General features: G+C 43.7%; 22 protein-coding genes, 3 pseudogenes and 1 riboswitch. Of the genes and pseudogenes, 10 read left to right on the top strand and 15 right to left on the bottom strand.

The annotated features are described in order from the left end of the window. Positions 1–105: 105 nt before the first annotated feature. Positions 106–209, bottom strand: a riboswitch (purine riboswitch). 291 nt (positions 210–500) lie between these two features. The 3 genes from AC0WRU_RS24215 to rhaD all read left to right on the top strand — a co-directional run bounded on the left by AC0WRU_RS24215 (position 501) and on the right by rhaD (position 3,628). After that, complete coding sequence (locus tag AC0WRU_RS24215) at positions 501–1,385, top strand: FGGY family carbohydrate kinase (protein ID WP_476126626.1); 885 nt, start codon at positions 501–503, stop codon at positions 1,383–1,385. 89 nt (positions 1,386–1,474) lie between these two features. Further along, positions 1,475–2,731, top strand: a complete 1,257-nt coding sequence (gene rhaA / locus AC0WRU_RS24220; RefSeq protein WP_476126627.1) for an L-rhamnose isomerase — start codon at positions 1,475–1,477, stop codon at positions 2,729–2,731. Between the two features lie 51 nt (positions 2,732–2,782). Then, complete coding sequence (gene rhaD / locus AC0WRU_RS24225) at positions 2,783–3,628, top strand: rhamnulose-1-phosphate aldolase (protein ID WP_476126628.1); 846 nt, start codon at positions 2,783–2,785, stop codon at positions 3,626–3,628. 88 nt (positions 3,629–3,716) lie between these two features. On the opposite strand, the gene AC0WRU_RS24230 is transcribed toward rhaD, so the two are convergent. Continuing rightward, positions 3,717–4,694, bottom strand: a complete 978-nt coding sequence (locus AC0WRU_RS24230) for an AraC family transcriptional regulator (RefSeq protein WP_476126629.1) — start codon at positions 4,692–4,694, stop codon at positions 3,717–3,719. 370 nt (positions 4,695–5,064) lie between these two features. Between AC0WRU_RS24230 and AC0WRU_RS24235 the strand changes: the two genes are divergently transcribed. Continuing rightward, positions 5,065–7,368: a GDYXXLXY domain-containing protein gene (locus tag AC0WRU_RS24235; RefSeq protein WP_476128709.1), complete on the top strand. Its 2,304-nt coding sequence runs from the start codon at positions 5,065–5,067 to the stop codon at positions 7,366–7,368. 212 nt (positions 7,369–7,580) lie between these two features. Here the strand turns inward: AC0WRU_RS24235 and mmuM are convergent, their stop codons facing one another. Beyond that, entirely contained in the window at positions 7,581–8,528 is a 948-nt protein-coding gene (gene mmuM / locus AC0WRU_RS24240) for a homocysteine S-methyltransferase (protein ID WP_476126630.1), read from the bottom strand. A 277-nt stretch (positions 8,529–8,805) separates the two neighbouring features. Here mmuM and AC0WRU_RS24245 point away from each other — a divergent pair, with 277 nt between their 5' ends. Together AC0WRU_RS24245 and AC0WRU_RS24250 are read left to right on the top strand one after the other, a co-directional pair. Then, the gene (locus AC0WRU_RS24245) at positions 8,806–9,861 is read left to right on the top strand and encodes an AEC family transporter (protein ID WP_476126631.1); all 1,056 of its coding nucleotides are present in this window, start codon (positions 8,806–8,808) and stop codon (positions 9,859–9,861) included. A gap of 17 nt (positions 9,862–9,878) precedes the next feature. Next, positions 9,879–10,898 carry a 2-hydroxyacid dehydrogenase gene (locus AC0WRU_RS24250; RefSeq protein WP_476126632.1) on the top strand — a complete coding sequence of 340 codons (1,020 nt, stop codon included), beginning with the start codon at positions 9,879–9,881 and terminating at the stop codon, positions 10,896–10,898. A gap of 51 nt (positions 10,899–10,949) precedes the next feature. Here the strand turns inward: AC0WRU_RS24250 and AC0WRU_RS24255 are convergent, their stop codons facing one another. The 5 genes from AC0WRU_RS24255 to rlmN form a co-directional block, all read right to left on the bottom strand. Further along, complete coding sequence (locus AC0WRU_RS24255; protein WP_476126633.1) at positions 10,950–11,687, bottom strand: response regulator; 738 nt, start codon at positions 11,685–11,687, stop codon at positions 10,950–10,952. After that, on the bottom strand, positions 11,684–13,333 hold the full coding sequence (locus tag AC0WRU_RS24260) for an ATP-binding protein (RefSeq protein ID WP_476126634.1): 1,650 nt from the start codon (positions 13,331–13,333) through the stop codon (positions 11,684–11,686). The genes AC0WRU_RS24255 and AC0WRU_RS24260 overlap by 4 nt, the downstream gene beginning before the upstream one ends. 250 nt (positions 13,334–13,583) lie before the next feature. Further along, positions 13,584–14,516 (bottom strand): dihydroorotate dehydrogenase, encoded by a 933-nt coding sequence (locus tag AC0WRU_RS24265; protein WP_476128711.1) that lies wholly within the window; start codon positions 14,514–14,516, stop codon positions 13,584–13,586. Further along, the gene (locus AC0WRU_RS24270) at positions 14,497–15,198 is read right to left on the bottom strand and encodes a dihydroorotate dehydrogenase electron transfer subunit (protein WP_476126635.1); all 702 of its coding nucleotides are present in this window, start codon (positions 15,196–15,198) and stop codon (positions 14,497–14,499) included. The genes AC0WRU_RS24265 and AC0WRU_RS24270 overlap by 20 nt, the downstream gene beginning before the upstream one ends. A 133-nt stretch (positions 15,199–15,331) precedes the next feature. Further along, positions 15,332–16,429 (bottom strand): dual-specificity RNA methyltransferase RlmN, encoded by a 1,098-nt coding sequence (rlmN, locus tag AC0WRU_RS24275; RefSeq protein WP_476126636.1) that lies wholly within the window; start codon positions 16,427–16,429, stop codon positions 15,332–15,334. Positions 16,430–16,761: 332 nt separating this feature from the next. Here rlmN and AC0WRU_RS24280 point away from each other — a divergent pair, with 332 nt between their 5' ends. Continuing rightward, positions 16,762–17,631, top strand: coding sequence for an AraC family transcriptional regulator (locus AC0WRU_RS24280; protein WP_476126637.1), 870 nt, complete (start codon positions 16,762–16,764; stop codon positions 17,629–17,631). 343 nt (positions 17,632–17,974) lie between these two features. Continuing rightward, positions 17,975–18,199: pseudogene (locus tag AC0WRU_RS24285) on the top strand (JAB domain-containing protein); the annotation flags it as partial. Between the two features lie 6 nt (positions 18,200–18,205). Here the strand turns inward: AC0WRU_RS24285 and AC0WRU_RS24290 are convergent. Beyond that, entirely contained in the window at positions 18,206–19,111 is a 906-nt protein-coding gene (locus AC0WRU_RS24290; RefSeq protein ID WP_476126638.1) for a LysR family transcriptional regulator, read from the bottom strand. Between the two features lie 154 nt (positions 19,112–19,265). Here AC0WRU_RS24290 and AC0WRU_RS24295 point away from each other — a divergent pair, with 154 nt between their 5' ends. Next, positions 19,266–20,006: an SDR family NAD(P)-dependent oxidoreductase gene (locus tag AC0WRU_RS24295; protein WP_476126639.1), complete on the top strand. Its 741-nt coding sequence runs from the start codon at positions 19,266–19,268 to the stop codon at positions 20,004–20,006. A 75-nt stretch (positions 20,007–20,081) separates the two neighbouring features. Here AC0WRU_RS24295 and AC0WRU_RS24300 read toward each other — a convergent pair whose 3' ends face one another. Further along, a complete protein-coding gene (locus tag AC0WRU_RS24300) occupies positions 20,082–20,957 on the bottom strand; it encodes a DMT family transporter (protein WP_025686223.1) in 876 nt (291 codons plus the stop codon). 363 nt (positions 20,958–21,320) lie between these two features. Here AC0WRU_RS24300 and AC0WRU_RS24305 point away from each other — a divergent pair, with 363 nt between their 5' ends. Then, entirely contained in the window at positions 21,321–21,755 is a 435-nt protein-coding gene (locus AC0WRU_RS24305) for a hypothetical protein (RefSeq protein ID WP_476126640.1), read from the top strand. Between the two features lie 157 nt (positions 21,756–21,912). Here AC0WRU_RS24305 and AC0WRU_RS24310 read toward each other — a convergent pair. From AC0WRU_RS24310 to AC0WRU_RS24335, 6 genes and pseudogenes are all read right to left on the bottom strand, one after another. Continuing rightward, a pseudogene (locus AC0WRU_RS24310) lies at positions 21,913–22,056 on the bottom strand (Rrf2 family transcriptional regulator); the annotation flags it as partial. Between the two features lie 22 nt (positions 22,057–22,078). Beyond that, positions 22,079–22,525, bottom strand: coding sequence for an N-acetyltransferase family protein (locus AC0WRU_RS24315; protein WP_476126641.1), 447 nt, complete (start codon positions 22,523–22,525; stop codon positions 22,079–22,081). A gap of 170 nt (positions 22,526–22,695) precedes the next feature. After that, positions 22,696–23,535 (bottom strand): annotated as a pseudogene (locus tag AC0WRU_RS24320) (transposase); the annotation flags it as partial. A 151-nt stretch (positions 23,536–23,686) separates the two neighbouring features. After that, entirely contained in the window at positions 23,687–24,148 is a 462-nt protein-coding gene (locus AC0WRU_RS24325; protein WP_476126642.1) for a hypothetical protein, read from the bottom strand. Positions 24,149–24,309: 161 nt separating this feature from the next. Beyond that, positions 24,310–25,713 carry an acyltransferase family protein gene (locus tag AC0WRU_RS24330; RefSeq protein ID WP_476126643.1) on the bottom strand — a complete coding sequence of 468 codons (1,404 nt, stop codon included), beginning with the start codon at positions 25,711–25,713 and terminating at the stop codon, positions 24,310–24,312. 429 nt (positions 25,714–26,142) lie between these two features. Next, on the bottom strand, positions 26,143–26,874 hold the full coding sequence (locus tag AC0WRU_RS24335; protein ID WP_476126644.1) for a YheC/YheD family protein: 732 nt from the start codon (positions 26,872–26,874) through the stop codon (positions 26,143–26,145). Between the last annotated feature and the right edge of the window lie 119 nt (positions 26,875–26,993).

The raw sequence follows: 26,993 nt of genomic DNA on the forward strand, positions 1-26,993 counted from the left end.
CAAAAAAAGGACAGGCTCCCTTGAATTGTTTCTCAAGTGAAGCCTGTCCTTGGGGTTGTAATCCCTGACGGATTGGCGCACAAATAAATGCCCGCATTCATCCGAAGCCGATGCGCTATCACTCATAGTCAGACGATTACAGTGGTCGTCCGGTAGAAACTTTTGGGCCATATCCCCAATATTATACGAGTCATATGAAATTGATATCTTGTATACTACACCCTCTGGCGGGCGGTTTCAAGGCTATTTTTCATACAAACAGCGGCACTTGAAGAACATTCCACGATTCGAACATTACAAAACAGCGTACCCTTCCGATTAAGGTACATATATTGTAGAAAACAGATGTTAAAACACGTAAAACCACACAAAACAACATTATATTTTATTTATAATTTTAAAAACAAAAATAAAACCATAAATTATATTTCCGTTTGTGTTGACTGCACAGATAAACGGAAGTAGTATGGAATTAGTTAAGAAATAAAAGGAGATTGGTTATGGATAACTATCTCGCTGTTGATATTGGAGCTTCAAGCGGAAGGCTCGTGCACGCAACCCTGCAAGATGGCCATCTTCACTTGCAAGAGCTTCATCGGTTCAACAACTCCTTTACCGAAAGAGACGGACATGATTACTGGAATGTCGACGATCTGCTGAATGAGATTATTAAGGGACTGCAAAAAGCGAAACAAAAAGGGATTCATTCCTGTACGCTCGGCATCGATACATGGGCTGTAGATTATGTACTGCTTAATAAGGAAGGCCACCGCATTCATGAGATATACGCTTACCGGGATGCACGCACCCTTCATGCACCCGACAAGCTGCACCAGCTTATCAGCCGGGAAGACGTATATGAGAAAACAGGCATTCAGGAACTGAACTTTAATACACTGTATCAACTGTACGTTCATGATCGGGAACAGCTTGCCCAGGCGGATAAAATATTGATGGTACCCGATTATTTGTACTATCGCCTTTCAGGCATCATGGTCAATGAAACGACAAACGCATCTACCATGCAGCTTCTAAATGTGAACACCCGAGAGTTTGATGAGGACCTGCTGTCCCTGCTCCAGCTTCGGCGCAATCAATTTTCGGGGCTTGCTGAGCCAGGCCAGATGCTGGGTGCTATTTTGCCGGAGCTTGTTCAGAAGTACGATCTTCCAGACTGCCAATTCATCCTCGTGCCTACGCATGATACAGCTTCGGCGGTTGCGGGTGTTCCATCACGACGGGAAGCGCAGGCCCTTCCGAATCTACGGCCATCGGTAATATTGTCGTGCAGCTCATCAGTACCGGCGCTCTTGAGGATCTCCAAGCTGCTGGCAGCGTCATTGCCCAATCCTTCCCGACCCAGCTATATCAGCCGAGGTCGGTGAATGGACTGGAAGGGCTTCTGGATCGCTGGGAGAGTCTCAAGAAGCAACCAGCATCCTCTATTCAGATATCTCGATAAAGGAGTAAAACCATGAATCAAGCCATTGAAGCCAGTTATAACGAAGCGAAAAAGCTGTATGCCCGCCACGGTATTCAGGTGGATGACGTTTTACAGAAGCTTTCAGAAATCAAAATATCATTACACTGCTGGCAGGGAGATGATGTTCAGGGCTTCCTGTTCAAAGACAAACAGCTTAGCGGGGGCATCGCTGTAACGGGCAGCTACCCGGGCAGAGCAGGTACACCGGATGAGCTGCGTCAGGATTTAGAGAAAGCCCTGTCGCTCATTCCGGGTCAACACAAGGTCAATCTGCACGCGATCTATGCGGATACTACAGAACAAGTGGATCTGGATCAATTGGAGCCGCGCCATTTTCAGAACTGGGTAGACTGGGCCAAACAGCAGGGACTCGGACTTGATTTTAACCCCACACTGTTCTCCCACCCCAAAGCGGAAGACGGCTTCACACTGAGCCACAAGGACCCGGAAATTCGCAACTTCTGGATCACACACTGCAAAAAATCGCGCAGGATTGCAGAGCATTTTGGAAAAGAACTCGGTCAGCCATGTGTTACCAACCACTGGATGCCGGATGGTTACAAGGATACCCCGATTGACCGCTTGGCTCCAAGAGAACGGCTGCGGGATTCTCTGGACGAGATTTTCAGCGAAAAAATCAGTGAAGAATACAACATAGACGCGGTTGAAAGCAAACTGTTCGGCATCGGTTCGGAAAGCTATGTCGTCGGTTCACATGAGTTCTATATGGGCTACGCCCTGACGCGAGGTAAATCCATTTGTCTCGATTCCGGCCACTTCCATCCGACCGAAGTCATTTCGAATAAACTGTCTTCCGTGCTGATGTTCACCGATCAATTATTGCTCCATGTCAGCAGACCCGTCCGTTGGGACAGCGATCATGTGGTGACGATGGACGACGAATTGCTCGACATTGCCCGTGAGCTGGTTCGCGGAGATTTACTTTCCCGAACACATATCGGCCTTGATTTCTTTGACGGCAGCATCAATCATGTGGCTGCATGGGTCATCGGAACACGCAACACGATCAAAGCGCTGCTTCGCGCTATGCTCGAACCGATTGAAGCATTAAAGCGGGCGGAAGAGGAACGGGACTTCACCACTCGCCTTGCCCTGGTCGAAGAGTTTAAATCGTATCCGTTTGGTGCCGTATGGGATTACTATTGCGCTAAAAACGGCGTTCCCGTTCGTGAGGAATGGCTGACCGAAGTGAAGAACTATGAACAGCACATACTGCTAAAACGGTAACTACTGCATTGATAAGCTTATATGTATATCATCCAAAGGGAGAGATCATCCATGACTACTGTGCTGGAGAATCAAAAAGAACGGAAATCAGAACTGGATATTCCATTCGTTCGCGAGATGGCGGAAATTACGCAAAACATGTGGAAATTCGGCTGGGATGAACGCAACGGTGGGAATGTCAGTTATATTCTGGATGAAGCAGAGGTTGCCAAATATCTTGATATTCATCAAGTCATTCGGACGATTAAGCCTGCTTTTCCAGTGAATGAGCTGGCTGGAAAATATTTTATCGTCACTGGATCAGGTAAATATTTTAAGAACGTCCTTGCCGATCCGGAAGCCAATTTAGGTGTCCTTCGTGTCTCGCAGGATGGCGAGCAATTAGAAGTCTTATGGGGCCTCAAGCATGACGCGGTACCTACCAGCGAATTGCCGTCTCATTTTATGAGCCACATTGAGCGCTTGAAGGTCGATCCTAACCATCGTGTTGTGATTCATAATCATGCCACCCATGTTATTGCCATGACCTTCATTCATAGTCTGGACGAAAACAAATTCACCAAAACGCTGTGGGAAATGTGTACCGAATGTATTGTTGTCTTTCCAGACGGAATCGGCGTAATCCCTTGGATGGTACCGGGTTCCAGCGAAATCGGCCGCGAAACGGCAAAAAAAATGAAGGATCATCACGCCGTATTATGGCCTCATCACGGCATTTTCGGAACAGGCAGCTCCATTGACGAAGCGTTTGGCCTGATTGAAACGATTGAAAAAGCGGCGCAAATTTATATGCTCATTGCACAGCATGATATCCAGCAGCAGATTACGGATCAGGAATTGGCGGATCTGGCTAAAGCCTTTAACGTTACTCCAAAAGAAGGAATCCTGGACGTATAAACATAGGCTGACCTCATAGCTCACAACCTAAAAGGCTCCACGGCTCGTCTCAAACCAGCCATGGAGCCTTTGTCATGCCTACGGGATATCACGCTTTATGCTGCTCTCTATATTCATTCGGAGTTACGCCGAAATAGTCTTTGAATTTGCGGTAAAAAAAGCTCAAATTATCATAGCCAATGTCCGCCGCAATATGATACACGGGTGTATCTGTATTGGAAAGAAGGAGCGAGGAACGCGTCATTCGGTGGATCAAAATCAATTGTTTAAACGATCGTCCGGTCGATTTTTTAAGCAGCGCACTCAGGTAGTTCGGGTGGAAATTAAAGTGCTCTGCTGTAGAAGCAAGCGTACACGTTTGGAAGTTCTCTTCCAGGTAGTGAAGAATCTCAATGACGGATGGATGGGAAGACGATTTGGCATGCTTCTGGTTCGTATCAAATTGGAATACGCGCAATAGTTCAGAAAAGATCAAGACCATATAACAGTCGATCATCTCTTCAGAACACAGGGATTGATCATAATATTCACACAGAAGTTCCCGCATAAACAAACCGAGCTTTCTGCTGTTTTCAGAATGAAAAATAATGTATCTGTTATGCATCTGATTATCCGAAATCGCATTCACCAGAAAATCCGTAATCACGCTGTGACTGGACAAGCGGCTTAGAAAAGAAGTGGAGAAATACTCTCTGCTCATTGAAATGTTCACGATAATATCATTCTCACCTGTCGCCAAAATCGCATGCGGCGCTCCGGCATCTACAATACAAATTTGGCCCTCCGTTAATGTCACCGTCTGATCGTTGATGATCTGTGTACACTGCCCCGAATAGACATAATTCATTTCAATATCATTGTGGATATGTATAGGAACCTCAGCAAATCGACTGTGCTTTGTAATCTTGATTTTGCCGCCCTCCAAATAAAACACAAACACTTTTTGACCGTTATATTCAATCTGTTTAATGCTGTTATATTTCTCGGACAGATACGGATGTTCTCGATAGGCTTCCTCACTTGCCGTCAATTTACGCAGCTTGCGATCCAATTCATCATGTTCCATTAGCCCCATCCCCCCTCCTTTTATTATAATCTTAAGTTTGGACAGTCAACAACTTGTGTTTCGGTATTAATAACCCTAAATAAAAGCGTTATCATATAAGTATAAAAAGAGAAGTTATCATTTATATCTAAAATATTACAATACACATAAAAGTACACTATTAAGAATTTTATTCGGAAAAATCGTAATACTCCACAAAAAAATTATAAATATTCCGGGGGGATATCCATGAAAAATCCAATATAGCCTAAATAAGATATTCCATCGGTGGCTCTCCTTTTTTTATGACCTGATCCTAATTCCTGCTTGGTTCTCAGACCTTTCAACGTTATAATAGGCATCAAACCAACAGGAAAGGTACGTGAAACGAATGCTGCGATTCAATGCGATACGTACGGGCTATTTGCTGGGCATCTCACTGGTACTGGCCGCGATTATTTATTTTTTCGCCTCCAATTGGGGCGGACTGGATCGGACGGTCAAAATTGTGCTGGCTGCTGCGCTTATTGTGCTGTTCTATGGCTTGTCCTTTGTATTTGCACGTATACGCGCTATTCCCGGTCAGCAAGCCTTTCTGTCGAATATATTTCTGGTGGCTGGCTGTATAGCCTTTGGCGTTTCCGTGGCGCTGCTCGGTCAAATTTACAATTCCCATGCGGACAGCTACGGATTGTTTTTAATTTGGTCGATTCCGGCTCTGTTACTTAGCTGGATCACCCGCTACAATCCTTTTTATATGCTGTCTTATGTACTGATTCATCTCGGTTTGTGGCTTTATTTTTACCCTACGATGCAAAGTGCGTCTTATAGCGAACTGGAATCGTTGTCCATTGCCGGTGTGTTCGCACTGGTCAATCTGGTGTTGTTTCTATTGACGTTCCTTCATCGTATACATTCTGGACCACTGAAATATATGAGCTTTATCGTTTTCCATATAGCCGTGCTGACGATGACTAACTCTTTTGCATTGGATGAATATGGTCTCATTATGAACATACCCTGTATCGCTGTAATCGCTATTGGATTTTATGTGTTTACCAAGGTCCGACTGAGTAAAACGCTGCTCACCTTGAATGCATTGGCGACCTCCGCTTTTGCTGTCTTTAAATTTATCGAGCTGGCGGAGGCGTACTCTTCATCGCTGTTCTTTGTCTTTGGGTTGATTTTTGTGGCGCTGCTGTTGACGGGTAATGTATGGTTTTTCCGTTATTTGAATCGTTTGGGGAAAACACCGCCGGAAGCTGAGGAAATATCCAACGAGGACAAAGGGGACAGCGCAAAATCCGATACGGAGACAACGGGCATCAGTACATCAAAGACTGAGACAACCGTTACCGAGGAACGTAGCAGTGAATGGATCAGCAAAACCGTATCCCGCGTGATCAAAGTGGTTGGAGTGCTGATTGGAAGTATATCCCTGATCGGACTGATTAACATTAGCACGAATGTAAACCACACCGAATATGTACTGTTGGGTGTGGCGTTGCTGCTTATGATTTCGATGATTGTCATTCCGGAATCCAAGCTGGATTCTGTAATACGTTATACCCTGTTGACGATCAGTTATATTACAGGCTGGGTAGCCATTTTATGGTCAGATATGACGTTGCTTTCGGTATTATTTCTGATCGTTTCCATCGCCGGATGGTTTCGCTCCAAGGGGAAAAGGCAGCTCTTTTTTACCTATACCTTTGTAAACCTGAATCTGGCGACCATTCTTTTTCAGCAGCTTCAGGAGTGGGATTCTTGGAACTGGACCTATGAGTTCATCATCTTCTCTCTTTTCATCGCCAATGCTGTGTTATATGGGATAAGCTACTTTATACTCAAGACGGAGTTAAAAGAACACCTCCGGGATAGCTCATTATTCTTCAGCTTGCTGTTTATGTTATGGGCGACCTTTTTCGAGGATGTCATCCCACACTCTTATATGTTCATTAACATTTTTTATTTTGTTATCGTTACAGGTATGGTCTTTGCCTTCATCCGACTAAAACAAAAATCGGCGGCCATCACAAGCGTAGCGTTCTGGTTTATTTTTATTGGCTTCAAATACTATGATTTGTTGTGGACGCTACTGTATAAGTCCTTTACGCTGGCGCTGCTGGGTGTCATTGCACTCGGAATTACGTGGTGGGCGGATCGGCGGATGGCCCATAGCGGCAAGACAGCGATTGATGCCGGCCACCGCAGCTTTAGCTTCATGCGCTTAAGTCCGCTCCTGATTGCCATAGTCATCGTGCTACAGCTCGGGGTAATCGGCTATCAGACTGTGAGAAGTGAAACCCTGCTTGCCACAGGCGCTTCCATCAAGCTCAAACTAGCCCCTGTAGACCCGCGCTCCCTGTTACAAGGCGATTATGTCATGCTGAATTACGATATCTCTACCCCTTTTTCGCAGGACCATTGGAACCGGGGCAAGGTTAAAGTCGTTCTCACGCCTGGCTCCCAGGGAGTATACATCGCTGACCGCCTGTATCAGGAGGGCGAAAAGCTGGCTGATCATGAGGTCATTCTGAATGGGCAATGGGATGGTTCACGTATTCAGTACGGTATTGAGAATTATTTCATCCCCGAGGGAACCGGACGTAATGTTGAACAGAACGCTCATTATGCCTACATTCGGGTAAGCCAGAACGGGGATGCGTTGCTAGAACGGCTGTCAGACAGCTAACCGGAGAACGTGGAGATCGTGTATCAAGTGGGATGCTGTCACGCTGTTGTACGTCACTCCTGCATGATACAAAGACTATTTGTCATTACAAAAACAGGCTGAACCACGCCCTCCATTACTGGAGAGTCACTTGGTTCAGCCTGTTTACTTTTATAGTACAGTGGAAGAACGCCCCTTATGAATTGCCTTCTTCATCCTTCGTTCAGCCCCGCCTATGCGTCTCTCGACCATGCCACAATCCCCTGGATATCCTCCGGCTGAGTCCGGCAACAACCTCCAATCAGACGGGCTCCTGCTTCATACCATTGGCGAGCACTTTGCCCGAACGTCTCTGTACAACTCGTACCGTGCCATGTCTTGGTAACCGGGTCATATTCCTCCCCCAGATTGGGATACACCACCACAGGCTTATCCGTATAACTGCGCATTTCGTGGATGAGCGATGGAATGTACTGCGGCAAAGTACAATTAATACCTACAGCAGCCACTTGCTCATGTTCATCCAGCCATTCAGCGCACGCGGCGGCAGACTCCCCATTGCTGATGTGCTGCCCATCCTTTGCACTAAAGCTGATCCAGGCATACGTGCCGGGAAATTCCTTTAGCAATCGCGCGATGGCCTTGGCTTCGACCAGACATGGTATTGTTTCACAGGCCAAAATGTCCGCGCCCGCCTCGATCAGCGCTTTCATACGCGGCCTGTGGAACTCCACAAGCTGTTCCTCGCTCAGCGTATAATCACCGCGATATTCTGAGCCATCCGCCAAAAACGCGCCGTAGGGGCCAACGGAGGCCGCAACCAGCGGTTTGGGACGATGCTGTTGTTTTGCACCAGCCGTAATGTCTGCCCAAAATTCATCCCGTGCCTGTACGGCAATCCGTACTGAGGACTGAATCAACTCCAGCGCTTCATTTTCGCTTAAACCCCGTTTGACGTAGCCTTCAAAGGTAGCCTGGTAGCTCGCAGTGATTGCGCAGTCTGCACCCGCTTCAAAATAGTCTCTATGCACACGCTTGATCGACTCCGGGTGCTCATGGAGTATTTTAGCCGACCATAAGCTATCGTTCAGATCATGTCCATGACGCTCCAACTCGGTCGCCATTGCGCCGTCCAGCACGATCACCGGAAATTCGTCCAGTATATGTTGTATCGGATTCATGTGGACCCTCCTGCTCGTCTTTTCTATTTAACCCACTAATTAAGTTGGGTTTAATGATTTATATTATAGCATGTATGTTGATGAGTACCTCTCATTTGCCCATCTGATGTAACGTATAAATTTTTTAAATTAGTTTCATAAGTTAAATTAATTAGATATTGTTCTTTTCTTCACAAAGTCATTTTACTATAAAGGTGCAAACCAACCACTTTGGCCAAAAGATCAGGGAATTGCATAGTCACTTTTGTGAAAAAAGGTACAAGAGAGGGTTTTATCTATGTCTTTACTACAAATGATTACATCGACCTTAACAGATAATAATATTCTCAGTTCCATCGCTTCCACCGTTTTTATTATCCTTCTTGGTTTCTTTTGCCGCAAGAAGGGAATTTTTACAGCACAAGTAGGAAAGCTGCTGTCCAAGGTTGTTTTAACCGTGGCTTTACCAGCGCTAGCCTTTAACTCTTTCATGCAGGATATTAATCCTACAATATTAAAGCAAGGCATGAATGTTTTAATATGGGGAATTTTAATTTATATTATTCTCATTTTTATTTCAAAACCTTTCTTCCTGAGCTACAAGAAAGATAAACAGGATGTTCTGCGGGTATTAACCATTTTCGGTTCTACTACTTTTTTCGGAATTCCAATTGTTGCGGCAATCTACGGTCCTACCGGAGTTATGTACAGTTCCATTTTTAACATAGGCTACCGCATTTTCTTATACTCCTATGGCTATATCAAAATGAGCGGCTTAAAAATGGAGCTTAAAAATCTCAAAACCATGTTTTTAAATCCGATCGTTATCGCCACTTTTCTAGGCTTGTTTGTTTGGTTGTTTCAGGGTTATTTGCCACAGATGAGCGTAGCTACAGAGGATGGGGCCATTCAGCAATTCGCTTTTCTAAGAATTGATCAAACCGCTGTCTGGTTGTTCAAGCCCATGACCTACCTTGCTGGGCTAGCTTCACCATTAGCCTGGTTATCGATTGGCTCTACATTGGGTGAGATCAGCTTCAAGTCGGCAGCTACTGACAAGACCTCTTGGTATTACAGCATAGTTAAGGTTTGGCTTGTACCCATTGTTAACATCGTTTTGCTGGCTTTGTTAACTGTATCCCATATTCTGTCGGTCGATACTGTCGCTTTATCTACTATTGTCATTATGATGGCTACTCCTACAGCTACCGTAGCCGCAGCCTATGCCATCAGTTTCGATAAGGAAGCCATATTGACTTCCAATGCATCGCTTCTATCAACTATAACTTCTGTCGTCATGATTCCAGTTTGGATTATTACGCTAAATATCATTGATAAAATTGGCATTTTCTAAATTAGGGGGAAAACAACATGTTAAAAATAATTTGCTACGGCGTCCGTTCTTATGAGAAACCATATTTCCATGACCTCAATAAATATAACTTTCAACTAACGCTGGTAGAAGATCTGCTAACTTCCGGCAACGCGGAATTGGCACAGCATCATGATGCCGTTTTGTTAAGAGGAAACTGCGCTGCGAATCGAGAGAATCTCACGAAATTCAAGGAATACGGCATTCAATATGTTTTCACCAGAACGGTCGGAATCAACCACATTGATTTGGATGCCTGCAGCGAATTCGGAATGAAGGTGGCACGCGTGCCATCCTACTCTCCGAATGCCATCGCCGAGCTCTCCCTAACTTTAGCAATGATGCTGTTCCGACACACCGCTTATATGACTACCAAAAGCTCGTTCAAAAATTTTATTGTGGATGAGCATACATTCAGCAAAGAGATCCATAACTGTAAAGTTGGGGTTATCGGGGTCGGTCGCATTGGTCTGACGGAAGCCAAATTGTTTAAAGGATTGGGAGCTTCTGTTATTGGCTATGATGTGTACCAATCTGACGCAGCCAAGGAAGTCATTCCATTCACAACTTTAGATGAGCTATTGGCAGAGAGTGATATCGTCAGTGTGCATGTTCCTTATCTGCCGGGACAGAACGACAAGATGATTAACGCCAGCTTTTTAGCAAAAATGAAAAAGGGATCTATTCTAATCAATACTTCTCGTGGAGAATTACAAGATAACCAAGCCATTTTGGACGCATTGCTCAGTAACCATCTGGAAGGCTTCGCTACGGATGTCTTCCCTAAAGAAGATGAATTATTTTTCAGAGCATTTGATCCATGGCAAATGCTCCCGGATCCAACGGTCCAGAAGCTTGTGGAGCTGTATCCAAGAGTTTTGGTGACGCCTCATGCTGGCTCGAATACCGTTACGGCGTTATCCAACATGATTGAAACCAGCTACGACAACTTCCATGATATACTTACAACCCAATCTTCGGACAATCTGGTCCCGCTCCCTGTTCTTTCTATGAAATAATTAGAAAGCTCGGCACTATTGTTGGACAAAAAAAGAACCGCTATTTCCAGATTACAATGGAAATGGCGGTTCTTTTACATCAGGGTTCAACTGATAGAGCATTAGCGGCCTTCCAACCTTGTGGTATTCTATCGATTCAATCAAGAAGCCATCGTCCACCAGGAACTGAATATATTTTTTCACCGTAATACGGGACAAGTCCACTTCTCTGGCTAACGTTTCAACCGAGAATGGACCGTCCAGCTCTTGGATGCTCTTCAGTATCGTGGTCATGGTCAGTTTGGACAGGTTTTTGGATAGATTTTTGGGAAGATTCTTGGTTAGGTTTTCAGAAGGTTCTTTCTTCTCCATATCCATATGCTCATCTTTATTAAAATAATGATCAATGACTGCTTGATTAATTCCGTTCCCTTCCTCCATCACCGTGGCCAGACGCTGGATTTTCTCAACAGCCAGCTTAAAGCGTTCGAATGTAAAGGGTTTAATTAAATAGTCTGCAACTCCATAAAAAACAGCTTCCTTCACCGTTTGAATGTCTTTTGCAGCCGTAATTAAAATAACCGACGCATGATACTGATGCTCCTGCATATGTGATAATAAAGTTAGTCCGCTTTTTCCAGGTAAATAAACGTCCAGCAATACCAGATCCGGCGTCCATTTTTGAAGACAATCCTGTGCTTTATTTACAGTATCCGCCTTACATACAACGTCTAAATTGTCCATGCGCTCAATAAACTGTTGATTGAGCTCAGCAACCATGGGATCATCCTCAACAATCAGAACCTTCATTTATTTGTCACCTCCAATGCACAGGGCAACTCTACATATATACTTGTTCCCAGGCCCGGCTGGCTATCAAGCTCAATGATTCCTTGATGATTTTCCACCATGGTTTTAACCAGATTCAAGCCGTAGCCTCTATCTTCTCCTTTGGTTGAGAAACCATGCTCGAATATTCTTTTTTGCATTTCAAAATCAATCCCCATACCATTATCTTTCACTTTCAGAATGAATACATTTCCCTCAGACTCATAGTTTAATTTCAACTCAATTCTACCAGGTTGTTTTTTTTGTAAAATCGAGTCTATGGCGTTGTCAAAAAAATTGCCCAGAATGTGTATGACATCATGAACAATGTCCTGCATCTCCACATTAGAGACATTCGAGCTTTCTTCAATAAGAACCGAAATATTCTGTTCGCGTGCTTCGTTGATTTTACCCATAATAAAACCTGCTAATGCCGGAACCTTAATTCTCTCGGTCAGAAAGCCTACCTCATTTTGATACCGGTGATTTAGCTGCTGAATATACTGACTGACCTCCGCATATTGCCTCATCTCAATCAGCCCAGATATTACGTGCATTTTGTTCATAAACTCATGAGTCTGTCCGCGAAGAGAGTTAATATAATATTTTGTACCACTTAACTGGTTGCTAAGATGAATCATCTCGGATTGGTCGCGCAGCGTTGCAACTGCCCCAAAAAACTCATTTTCAATATATATAGGCGTTACTGTCGCAATGACTTCTATACCATTCACATAAAATGAGCGATCCTTGATCTTCTTCTTGTCATCAAACACTCTCTTGAAGAGCACGTTATAAAAGTTGGTATCTAGCTGCTCGCCAATCGGGGCTTTCATGTCCTGGTTTGCCAGTTGATACTTGGCCTGAGCTTCTTTGTTCATGAGCATAATTTTCTTGTCTGCCGAAATGGCTATAATTCCTTCAGCGACCTCATTTTCAATAATTTCTTTTTCACGTAATCGTGCTGCTATCTCTTGCGGCTCAAGCCCAAATAAAATCGTTTTGATCTTTTGAGCCAGGAAGATGGCACCCAGAACTCCACTAAAGAGCCCAAGCATCAGTCCTCCAAAAATAGTATACTGCGCCTGCATCAGATCATAATTCAGGGTTCTCATGGTCAGTCCTACACATACAATGCCAATGACCTCATTCTGTTTATTAAATATCGGCGCAAAATATCGGTAGCCTGAGCCCAAAATACCTATATTTTCAGAAAAATGCCCCTGACCGGACAGCGTTCTTCTGGCATCATTCAAATCAGAGAAGGGTTTGCCAATCATCGTTGCATTCGGATGGGATAGCCGAATTAAATCGCGGTTCAGAATGACAACAAAATCTACATTAACGTCATTCATCACTCTTAGCGAATAGTCCTGAATCTGCTTCACAGGAACTCCCTGCTCGACATTTCGAATAACATCGCTATCACTTGCAATCACCTTGGCAATACCCGAAAGTTTTTCCTTCGTATTATCAAAATGCTTGTTAATCACAAAATTACGAATGAGAAGCAAGGAAATAATTAAGGAAATAATGATAACTAAAACAACTAAAATAATAATCATGAACTGTAGCGAAACTTTGAATTGTCGTCTCGGTTTCGACTTACCTTTTAACCGCAACCCCATCACCTAGCTTCTTTCTCAAGCTCTCCATTGGGAAGAAAGCATGTTCTGCTCCTCTAATCCCTTGTTATTCGACACTGTTTGACAAATTCCTCCTTAATCTGCAAGCTCTAAAAAACCCCCACGACAACAAACGTAGCCTCCATCTGAAATAGTTGAAGCTTGGCTATTTCAGTAAAATAAATAAAACCGGCTTGTCTTTAAAAGACAAGCCGGTTTTATATGAATTAGTGTATGCAAAAAGGTTCCAAATTCACAAAATTCCCCGTATCTCATCCAATGACTGCACCTTTTCCCGATGCATCCATTGTTCAAGACCGTAGACCAGCTCAGCTCCTGCGTGCAAGTGGACAAAATTGTACGTCCCCACCTGAATCGCAGCCGCTCCTGCCATCGTAAATTCGATAATATCCTCCACCGAGCTGATGCCGCCCATTCCGATCACCGGAATGGATACCGCCTGCGCCACCTGATGAACCATGCGCAAGGCAATCGGCTTGATCGCCGGGCCGGAAAGACCTGCATACGTATTTGCGAAGACACTGCGTCGCCGACGTATATCAATTTTCATCGCAGAAAATGTATTGATCAGTGAAACACCGTCCGCGCCTTCTTCCTCGCACATAACCGCCATCTGCGTGATGTTCTCTGCATTTGGAGACAGCTTGACGACCAGCGGAAGCGCCGTTACGTTGCGCACCTGTCGCACGACGTCCCGCGCCACCTCCGTCTGGATGCCAAATTGCATTCCGCCCTGCTTTACGTTGGGACAGGAAATGTTCAGTTCGAGCATATCGACGCCTCTGCGATTCATCGTGCGCCGTTTTTGCGCATTTTCCGTAATCATGGCTACGGCCTGAACGTACTCCTCCAGATTGGAGCCACCCACATTAGCAATTACAGCCGTATTCCAGCGCGTCATGTCATCCAGCTCATCCTTCAAAAAGGCCGACACACCCGGATTTTCCAGTCCCACACTATTGAGCATACCGGATGCTGTTTCATGTATTCGTGATCCGGTATTGCCAGCCTTCGGATGAAGGGTTAATCCCTTGCCGACGATGCCCCCCAACAGTTCAGGAGAGTAAAATTCCGCATACTCACGCCCGAACCCAAATGTACCGGATGCCATGATGACCGGATTCTTGAACGGTACGCCTGCAATATTACACGCCATGGAGATCATCAAAATCCACCTCCTCTACCGGGAATACAGGCCCTTCCTTACACACCCTCTTATTACCTCCATGGGTATGCATGGTACAGCCCAAACACGCGCCAATACCACAGGCCATGTGTCTTTCTGTTGATATATATAAACGGGACGACGTGCCAGCTGTTTTCATCGCGAGCGCTTGTAACATTGGAGTCGGCCCGCAGGAAAACATATTCGCATAGAGAGCCGGATCGACCTGCTCGACGATGCTTCCCCCTACCTTGACCTGCACAGATGCCGCCACAGCTTCGAATGCCTCAACCCCGAAGGCTTGCTGCGCAAACCCCAGATAAACGTGCGCATGGGGGTAATGCTTCGCAGCCAGCAGCAATGGAGCCGTCCCCATTCCACCGCCAATTAAGGCCAAGCTGCCTTCTACCTGAGGAAAGCCGTTGCCGAACGGTCCCTCCAGTTGAATCTCCTGCCCCGGCTGTAGCTGGGAAAACAGGCTTGTCCCCTCTCCAACAACCCGGTATAAAAAGGAAATGCTCTCTTCTCCGATATCATAAATGCTAATGGGTCTGGGTAGCAGTGGGTAACTCATCCCGCTGCGCAGCATGTAGAACTGCCCCATTTCCCCTCTGAAGTTCCCCTCTACTTTCATCACATAGATGCCCGGAACGAGCGCCACATTCGAAACTATGTTAGTCATATAACCCCTCCACTAACCACTCACTATAACGTAAAAACAGCAATGATTACGTGACTATTTTCACATTTATAGAACCTTCCTCAATAATCCAGGCATAAAAAAGCGTACTCCTGTTGAAGAGTACGCTTCTGTATTAACTAATCGCTTCGCGTTCCGGATTGCGACTATCTTTTGCATCCTTACGGATTTGCTTGCTGCGCAACTGTCCGCAAGCCGCGTCAATGTCGACTCCATGCTCCAGCCGAACACTACAGCTAATGCCTTGTTTTTTCAGAACATCATAGAAGCCAGTAATCGACTCCGACTCACTCCGTTGGTATTGGCTATGCTCATCCACCGGATTGTATGGAATCAGGTTTACATTTGCCAAATTGCGACGGTGGCCTACCAACTCAGCCAACTCCAGCGCATGCTCCTTGGTATCGTTAACATCCTTCAACAAAATATACTCCAGCGTAATCCGGCGATTTGTTTTGTCCAAATAATAATCAATCGCCTGCATCAGCTTCTCAATCGGAATCGCCCGATTAATCTTCATAATGCGGGTACGAGTCTCATTATTCGGCGCATGAAGGGAAATCGCCAGATTGACATGCAGATCGGAATCGGCAAATTCAATAATTTTATCGGCAAGTCCGCTCGTAGAAACCGTAATATGACGCGGACCAATCGCCAGCCCTTTATGATCCTTAATGACCCGGATAAAGTCGGACAGGTTCACGAAGTTATCAAACGGCTCACCAATCCCCATCACAACGACGTGACTGACCCGGTCGCCCGGACGTTCCTGATCCAGAAACAACTGCACCTTCATAATCTGCTCTACAATTTCACCGCTGGACAGGTCCCGGCTCTTCTTCAACAGCCCGCTCGCGCAAAAGCTGCACCCGATGTTACAGCCCACCTGCGTTGTCACACATACAGACAGCCCAAACTTGTGCCGCATCAATACCGTCTCAATCAGATTGCCATCCTGAAGACGAAACAAGAATTTGACCGTCCCATCCGCCGACTGCTGCTTCACATGCTCTTCCAATGTTTCAATCGGAAAATGTTCTGCCAACAGGCGGGTACAATTTTCATGAACCTCCGTCATCGCAGCAAAATCGGTAATCCGTTTCCGGTAAAGTGCGTCCCATACCTGCAACGCCCGGGATTTCTTATGTCCATGCTCGATAAGCCATGCTGTCAACTGATCTAGTGTTAATCCATAAATGGATTCTTTTTTCATGTTCGGTCCTCTTTTCAAAACGTTAAAATTCGTCTTCCTCTATATACAAACCATTTATTTAAAACAAAGCACTCATCAATCGTCTCAACCATCATTGCATCATAGCATGTTTAAGCAGTCTTCGCTATTCAAACGCTTCTTTCATTGTCCCAAATTTTAATTATGAACACAAGGGGAAAAGCTAATTGTCTCCTCCAGAATTTCAATATGAAATTCCGACTTGAAACAGAGTATGCGTCCCATTAAACTAGGCGACAGAGTCTGTTCAACAAGAGCACGTAAAGACAGGATTACGGACACTGCTAATGATATGATTACAACCAAGGAAGGTGATGCGGTTGGAATGGTTACTTCGGATCAAGAACGCGCTTGAGCTGATGGAAGAAAGAATGCAGCAGCCGCTGGATATCGACGAAATTGCAAAGGCAGCCTATTCGTCTCCTTTTCATTTTCAACGTATGTTTCATATGCTAACCGGCGTCACGGTAGCCGAATATATACGTAAACGCCGATTGACCTTGGCTGCACAGGAATTGAGTCTTTCTACCACCAAAGTCTTGGATGTAGCGTTCAAATACGGATATGATTCCCCCGAATCTTTTTCTAAAGCGTTCCGTAAGGTACACGGTATATCTCCCACTGAGGCCAGAAGCCCTGGGGTGAACCTGAAAGCCTTTCCACGCATTTCCTTCCATCTATCGTTAAAGGGAGATCAGGATATGGATTATAAAATCGTAGAGAAAGCGGCCTTTACGGTCATTGGAAAGTCCATCCAAGTCACAACGAAAGACGGCGAAAATTTCCGGGAAATCCCGAAATTCTGGGACGAGCTGAACGCGGATGGTACATCGGATCGGATTCAAGCCTTGGGAACAAGCGAGGATATCCTCGGTATTTGTTTGGATTTCAAGCATGGGGAGGAGAAATTCACGTACCTGATTGCCGCAGAGGGCACCGAGGACGTAGCCGCTTCCAACGGATTGGATGCCAGAACGATTCCGGCTGCAACTTGGGCTGTGTTTACATCTATCGGCCCTTTGCCTCATTCGATTCAAAAGGTATGGCAAAGAATTTTTCAGGAATGGTTCCCTGCCAGCAATTATGAGCATTCAGGCGGACCCGAGTTGGAAGTTTATACCATGGGGGATTCCCGTGCTGAGGATTACCGATGCGAGGTATGGATTCCGGTTAGCAAAAAATAAAACAATGAACCGATTGCCCAGGGCAGTCGGTTTTCTGCTGTAAATTATTGATTTTTGTGTTTCTCCCACTCTAATACTGATTTCAAAACCTGTAGAGCCATCTCCTGATTCTGTTCCCCAATAAAAATTATTCACAAATACTGCTATATTATTATCTATAGATGTTAAAATGTAGTAAATCAACATATATAGAGGGTTAATCTTTTGGGTTACCTCGGTTACTCTTAAATGAGGTAATGAACATGCCGAGGTCACAAAACGCTACGAAATAACAATCCAAAAATTACATATTTATAACGTATCAAAGGAGATCACAAATGGATAAACCTAAGCATGTCCCTTATTGGTTCACCCCAGAGAAACTTATAAGCTCGCCGTACTTGCCAACTCTGCATCTATCATTGCTTGTCATAATCATCCTTCAGGTACACCTGCTCCTAGCTCGGAAGATGTAAGCACAACCCTCCGATTACGAGACGCAGGGCTTTTACTCGGTATCGAATTGCTGGATCATGTCATATTAGGAGACAAAACGTTCATTAGCATGAAGGAAGAGGGGCTTATGTAGTTAACATCAGTCCAGATTATTTTGAAAGGCTTCCCCCTTAAGCTCTTGCTTCAACACAGAATAAAGCTTTGAACCTGCCAGCTTAAGCGGATACTCTGTTGTTTTACAGAGAATGCCGAAAGTCATATCTATCAGGCTGCCACTTAATTCCCTCGTCGTTGTTCCTGCCGGAACGGGATTCACTAGAATTTGGGGCACAAGGGCAATACCCAACCCGCTTTCCACATAAAACTTTAGAGCCGTCATGCTGCCAATTTCCATGGTATCTAACGTGGTTATTCCATATTCCTTCATGACCATTTCTAGTTTGCGACGATAGGGGCAGGTGGCTGACGTAATTAGCAACCGATGTCCCTGTAAATCCTCTGGCCCAATGCTTGTTTTTTCGGCAAGCGGATGATGTTCAGGCATCAAAACCACAAAATTCTCCTTACATAAAGGTTCAAAATATAGCTCAGTGCCCAAATCTGGTGCGGAACACAGCGCTAAATCAATATCCCCTTTGAGAATCCACTCGCTCAAGGTGGGGGTATTTCCAAACTCGATGGAGATCTGAATGTTCGGATAATCGGATAAGAATCGCTTTAGAATCGCCGGTAATCGGTAGCTGGCGGTCGGCTCGGTCACTCCTAAACGAATATGGCCTGCGGTGCCCCATTGCAGATCCTCCATGTTCTTCTGCAATTGCTCCATATCCTTTACAATGTGCAGACTTTGCTCATAAAACACCCTGCCCGCCTCAGTTAACTTTATTTTCTTGCCTCGTTCAATCAGTTGAACTCCCATATCCGACTCCAGCCTTTGCATTTGCATCGTAACTGTAGATTGCGCATAATTCATCTCTTCCGCCGCACGAACAAAGCTGCCGTAGTTCACGATCATTTGAAATGTTTTGAGTGTTTTAATATCCATCCTCATACTCCTGATCTGAATTCATTTTTATTGAACGATCTGTTCATTTAATTCAATTATACAGAATCAACTACATCCTCTACAATAATATATATCAGATGGTATCTATTTTTTCAGAAGCAAAATCAAATGGACGGATAAGGAGCGATTGTATATGGATTTACATCAAAAAGTAGCATTGGTTACAGGTGGGGGTACAGGAATCGGGAGAGCTGTATGTATGGCGCTGGCAGATCGAAAGGCTACGGTGGTCGTCAACTATTCGCGCTCTAAAAACGATGCAGAGGAAACCGTGAGAATGATACTTGAAAAGGGTGGACGTGCTATCGCGTTACAGGCAGATGTTTCTCGAGACAAAGAGGTACGAGATATGGTGGACCAGATTGTTCAGCAATTCGGCACGGTTGATGTACTCGTGAATAATGCCAGCATTACACATCACATTCCTATGGATGATCTGGAGGCGGCCACGGAAGAGGTATGGGATGATCTTTTTAATGTAAATGTAAAAGGCATGTTTTACTGCGCCAGAGCCGTAGCTCCTTTTATGAAGAGTAGTAAACAAGGAGCCATCGTTAATCTTGGAAGTATAGCGGGACAGACGGGGCTAGGTTCCTCACTCCCTTATGCCGTATCTAAAGCGGCCGTTCACGGGTTAACGAAATCTTTGGCACGAGCCTTGGCACCAGATATCCGCGTCAATTGCATCGTGCCGGGAGCGGTAGCGACTAGATGGTGGGCGGGGAGGGAGGATCAAATGAAACAATTGTTTCCTCATTTGCTGCTACAGCACATTTCCACGCCCGAAGATATCGCCAGCATGATTTGCTCTGCCTTGGAACAGGAAGCCATGACAGGCCAGATTATTACGGTGGACAGCGGACAAACGCTGTAACTTAAAGTTTCCATAATTGGCTGAAATAAAAAAACGGCCGAAGCCGTTTTTTTTGTCGTATCAAGCAATCCTCTTTTATTTTTTTTCTTTAATCACCAATAAAACACCTATCAAAATGAAAAGCGCGCCGATCCAAAATGTACCACCTACTTGTTCTCCCAGTAGAATCCATCCTAAGAAGGTTCCCACCAAGGGTTGAAAAAAGAAAAATAACCCCCCGCTTGAAGCATTCATTAATTGTAAACCACGATTCCAGAGAATGAACGCACAAGCGGTTGAAATAATCCCCAAATACAAAATTCCTCCCCAGATTTTTGGTCTGGCCAACTGGGAAAAGTCAATTTGGGGCAACTGTCCTACAACCATAGGAGTCAGTACGATGATGGCAAACAAGATTGAATAGGTCGTGACCAAAAGAGGTGAATACTGTCCGGGTACGCGTTTAATTAACACTGACATGAGCGCCCAAGTTAGAGCTGCAATAAGTAGAGCTATACCGCCAAGCTGGCTTGATTCGTCTACGTGAGCATTCCCAACGATCAACGTTACACCGACTGTAGCTAAAACGACTGAACTGATTTTTTTTAACGTTAACCGTTCCTTAAGTAGACATCTGGCGAAAATAACCATAAAGGCTGGTGTGGAAGAAGTAATGATAGCTCCCATTTGCGCCGAAGATAGCATTGTCCCATATTCTTGCGTTACAATGGAAATTGCATTCCCTACGACTCCGATCACTACTAGCAGCAATAAATCACGTTTATGAACTTTCCATGATTGGCGCTTAATAAAACCAATCACCAAAAGTGCAATGATTGCTACAACATATCTCATCCAGACCAATTCCAGCGGTGGAATTACAGCTACAACTACCTTAACAACAATGTACATTCCGCCCCAAATGCTGGCGGCTAAAGCCAAATATATAGCACCTAACGTATTATTTTTCATTTTATTTCCCTCCGAATATAAGTTGGGGTAGATGCCCCAGCGGAGAGAAGTAATCACTTCCACTCCATTAAGGGCGCGGAAGGACTACAGGTACATCATTTTCAAAAAGTGGAGCTTTTAACATTCTATCACCTCATCATTGAATGTTTGATTGAAAATAACCATCCATGATTATCCGATGGGTGTTCCATTCGGTACAGGCTGATTCGGTTGTAACAATACAACATCGCCTACTATCTGCTGTCCCACAATATCTTCAGCTAAATAGGAACAACATAACAATCTAAGCTACTTCCAAAAACATGTACATAGAAACCCAATAGCAATACCAGTAAACCATCCAATTAAGAAGGGGTCATTACTATGAAAAAATTCATTTTTCTTTCCTTAACGATGTTGCTATTGTCCCAATCTGCCGAATCTCATGTTTCAGCCTCTCCAAATCCAGTGCTTAAAGCAGTAGCCAAAAATGGAGTTAATCCTCCCTCCCCTGGTGTTGAAACCATAGTTTCCGCTCGTAGTAGAGGACATGGGGGCTTCCAAGACTTTTTCACACTATCCCCTCAAAACGGGAAACATCTAAATTTATACGTTAAAAACAATGGCACCTCCACAGTCCATGTGAATGTAATTATTGATGGTGAAGATTTTGGGACTTCTGACGTTCCGGCTGGTAAACAAAAAACAAGAACCTTTGAACAACTGGTTTCCAGCGGTTTATCAGGAAATTATGAAGTTCGCATATCCAACTCGGATGGATCTCTGTACGACCTTCAAGTGAGTGCAAGACAGTTCTGAGATGATACTCCAGTTTGTTGAGCGGCTTCCTTTTACCCCCTCTCCTATAAAGAAGACGTAACAAGCGTTCCGGAAGTAAATGCTCTGTTACAAAACTACCGTCAAAAAGTGATCGACAAATAGCCGATTTACAGCGCATTGTGGGATTTATAGATCATAACTGCGCAATGGTTTTGCGTATGATAACAGGATTACTGTTGACGCTTGTGGCAATGTAATCGTCTGTACATAACGATGGGTGTAAAGTAATCATGGACATGGTATGCACTGCAATCGAAAATCGGCTGCTAATTTGTTTCATCGAATCACCAAGAACCCCTGACTTAGATAATGGAATAGTTAACCCATTCTGCCTGGACGGCGCCCTTTTCTTCAAAGAAACGTTGCGCCCGCTGATTGCTAGGCCCCGTGATCCAGGACATGTACGCATACCCATGCTCTTGTGAGTAACGTCGGCATTCCAAAAACAGTTGGGATTCCACCTCTGTATCTCTGTATGGCTCCCTGACAAAGAGATCGTTCATGATGGTGATTTTATCTGCTCTCATTGTGCTGAAAGCAAAGTATAATGTAGCGAAGCCAACAAGCTCCCCTTCCTGCTCTACTACGAACTGTATACCTGCTTGCTTCTCGAAAAGGTTAAAAATCAAATTATGTATTTTTTCAGCAGCCGGTGCGGGATTCTTATAAAAACCAACAATATACTCATACATTAACTCCGTCAAACCATTTACATCGTTAGGTTCAGCATTTCTTACGATAAATGACATGTTAACTCCCCCTCTTAATATAATTGAATAAATATACTATATAACGAATTAATATGCAATATATTAGAGATAATTAGCACATTTCGCTAATAAGCCATCATAGCTTGATAAAACAGAACCAGCCTAACACTTTATTTTCTTATGACATCTTTTCCGATTTATACATTTTAGCCTGGTTTCAGTTGTCCATTACGCATATGATCTTCCTTCATTAGCATGAAGGTCACGGCATGATCGGTATTACTGTAGCTGTTTCCGTCACCTAGAATTCCTTGTTGCTGCTCGTACTTTTGTAGGCGCGGCAACAAATTTTTACGCACCAAACGAACCGCTTTTTTCAGCGGTTTATCTTTAGGATTCTCCTGTAATGTACTTTCGAGTTGCTGCACAGCTCGTTCCAGTTTTCACTCGTGATGGAACTGGATTCGCCTAACTCAAGCAGATCCTAATTAACAAGTTCAGCATTTTCCTGCCGTTCTGCTTCTTTAATCGTTGCAAAAAGGGGGTGAACTTTCTTCTGTAAATGATCTTTAAATTTCACAACAGCCTTTCCCCAAACGAATGTGTACTTGTTAGCATTCGCTTCGATTTTTGTGCCGTCGACAAAGTAGTGCTCCAATTTCACATGACCTGACTCTACGAGAAGTTGAAGAACACCTGTAAAGATATGCTCTAGAACATCTTTCATACGTTCAGAACGGAAACGATTGATGGTTCGGAAATCTGGTCTTTGCCGTGCAGCTAACCACATGAATGGGATCTGCTCGCGAACTGATTTTGCAATTTGATGGGATGAGTAAATACGCTGGGAGTAGGCGTAGATGATGATTTTTGTGAGCATTTTAGGATGATAGCTATCCCGGCCATCCCCCAGGATACACTGAAGCGAAAATATTGTCGTCAATCCGATTCACAGCTTCGTTCATTAAACGGACAAGATGATTTTCTGGAATATCTTCCTCTAAACTCATTGGCAAGTAAAGTTGGTCCATGCTATATTGGATGTACAAAGAAACCTCTCCTTTTGGTATGTGGTTGGGTGGGTGGTACCTCCATTTTACCAAGGAAAGGTTTCTTTTTGTTTTACAAAAATGAGAAAGGGGCTGGCCCTCAGTCATTATTTATGACTTTTGGGACAGCCCCATTGCAAGATTATAACGCTTACCAAGGAGTGTTAGAAGCTTTAAGTATAACTGTTCCTTTTGGCACACCTGATCCACCGTAAATAGTCACTGTGTATGTACCTGAAGGAACAAGTGGATTACTATCATTATTTATGAAATTTACTCCTACTCCATCTGCTGCAATAGTTTTATTAAAGATGATTGTACCCTTAGTATTATGCTTTACTTCAACTCTAAAAGATTTTGCCCCTGTATTTTTTACATACATGTTAATATGTGGATATCCACTCTGTACTGTCCATGAAGTAGATGGGTCTGCAGTAGTATTATTTGATAAATTCCAATCTAGTGTATTATTTTGGATTGCAAAAATTCCAATGGCTTCATTTCCTTCTTTGGATGCTGTATTTTCATTTGCCGAAACAGCACCAGCAACCCCAGTAATAAGAGAAATAGATAATGCACTAACACCAATAATCTTCATAAATTTGTTTGTCATTCTCATAACTTCCTCTCAATATAATTATAATTTTTTGAATACGCTAATATCATAACATGACAGGTATATTATACCAAATAACCAATTATACGACATTTAACGACATTATTCCCTTATGTACTAGGATCTAATTTCACTTCCACTTTTTCAAAAAATTTCTCTTAAAAAACGAGACTACATTTTTCGACGAGATCCTTGTCAACAAGTTCACGCTCATTGAATCGCTTTTTTGAAGTTCTTTGCTCTGAAGGTCTAGAATGAGCTTTATTTTTACTATTTCCCTCTATGTCTCTATAATGATTTCCCTGTAGTTTCCATACAAAAGTAGGTAATCTACCACCAAAAAACGCAGTATTGTTGGTTTCAACTCTGCGTTTTTTGTAAGCGGTCATCTTTTTTTCAACTTTTCGAGCTAGTTTTAATGCACCTTGATCAATATATTTCATATAATAATGCGACAAAATAAATAAGGGCACCATGGAAACCAGAAACGTAATTGCATAGGCAAGATTATAATTTAAAAAATGAATTACTTTACTAAACAGGAACGCGGAGAACGTATTTAGGAAAGTGAAATGAATGAGGTAAAGGGAAAATGAAATCTGTCCTAAATAAACAAAAGGTCTCCATCCAAACACATGCTGCAGCACTTTTGAACGAATCAGAGCAAACAAAATCATAGCAGAACCCAGGGTTCGTGCAAGAAGTCGTGGGTCGATGTCAAATTGAATCCATTCATTGATATTTTTTGTCCACACTTCTATAGGTTCATACATAGTCCCCATTAATGAAGTATAAGGCGCCGAACCTAAGTAAATCCCCACTAAAAGCACAAGTACTTTCATTATTTTACTTTGGACCCATTTGTGCTTGAGCAAATCAGCAAGCAGCATTCCCCACAAAAAAGCGACAAAATAGGTTTGAATAAAAGCAATGGATAAGACCACATACACAATCCATCTTTTTTTTACTCGTCCAAATAAAGCAAGAAAACCGAATATCAAAAAAGAACCTAATAGCTCATAGCTCATTGTCCAAAGGACTGGATTGTAAGGATGTGCTTCAAAATGGAAAAACGGATCAAAAATAGCAGCCTTGATAACGGTATATATATTTGTATCTAAAGCGTAATAGTTCTTTTTCATATCCGTCCATGTTGTTCCCCATATATCTTGGAGATAAAAGGCATTCGTAATAATTGCTAGATACACAAGCAATACGGATACCGCTGCCGGCACGGCAAGCCGAATGTACCTTCGTAGGGCGCTGGAATGCAACAATTTTAGAAAGGTCTCACTATCGAGCTCTTTTTCAAACATTTTGACACTGAGCACATAACCACTTAGCACAAAAAACAAACAAACGGCAAATTGTCCATTATAAAATAAATTAATCGGAGAATGTCCGTACCAGATATCCCATTCAAAATGAGCTTGTTGCGATCTTCCAGTTAACGCAGCTGGATAAAATACTTGTATGTAGTGCGAAATAACCACGGCAAATGCCGCGAGGCCCCTAAGGCCATCCAAATAGAATAGCTTTTTTTCAAATGTCTCTTTATTCATTTTTCCCCTCTTCTTCCATTAGTGAGGCTATTATAACATGCGATGCTGCGCGATTAAATGCACATCGTTAACCATTTTTTATTTGAGAATAACGAGAATTTGAAATAGATGTCAGTAAAAAATAAAGTATTAGACTGGATATCTAGGAGAAGGTGTCCGTACTGCAAACTGGGATTATTCTAAAAAATAAAGTTGTAGACTCCGTCAGAGGTGCGCCCATGCGGAAGATTTTTTGTTGTATGCATAGAGCGATTTCTTAAGTGTGACGGGCGTTGTGGAAAAGACCCAGGATGTTCTGAAACGGCTTATTAATGGTTAGTCTACAACTTTATTTTCCGAATCTAGACTCTAAACACTTTATCTGTTTTATTAATGTGCTTCGACTGGTTTTTGATTAATGAGATTCCAACGCGCTTGAGCAACTCTATACTAATGTTTTTTAATCAGACGCTTGTTCTTCAAAATGTTACGAATCATCTTATGATTGGGGAGTTGCGTGAACAGCATATGTCCGGGGTGCGGATTGGCCTCGATAATCCAGATCTGGCCGCTCTTCTCAATAGCCAAGTCAATGCCCAACTCGCGAACCGAATGGTTTTGCCCCATCGTGTCGGCAATGATTTTGGAAAGTTCGATGATCTGATCCAGCGTACTTCTCATTTTCGTTCTGTCATTTTTAAAAACCCTTAAAAGCACTTTGGATATCGGAGCCGCATGTCCCCCTTTCCGGTAATTGGTCACGACTTTGGATGGGGCTGCCACACGCCCGGTTATCCCTGAAATGATCCATTCTGATTCCGGCTTCTGCATGTACACTCTGGCGTCAAAAATAGAGCCTTGGTACTTCGCTAACCGAAGTCCTTGCTGTACCAAATAACGGCGATGAGGCCTCCGATAGGTTCTGATCGCTCTCCTAACCGCTCGGGATCTGACAATTCTTCGACTGGAGCCGCAACGAATCTCATACTTCCTCCCCAGCTTTTTTGCCCGTATGATGCCAGTCCCTCCGCTTCCGTAATTAGGCTTAATGAAAACCGTCCGATAGGCATCCAGCATGCGCAAAGTCCTTGCCTTGCTAATCCAACGAGTTTCCGGCAAATGAGAACTTAAAACGGGATGTTGTCGCATTTCCTTATATTGAATCATTTTTCCAATGGGCACGAATATCCCCCTATTCTTTTGGGTTTTTGCACGCATTACATGAATATGCATCTAGATTCTATCTTGGTAACGGCGAATGCCACAGTTTGCTATGAAAGAGGCAAATCTCTCCTATCCTA

The organism is Paenibacillus sp. 1-8, from assembly GCF_056316205.1.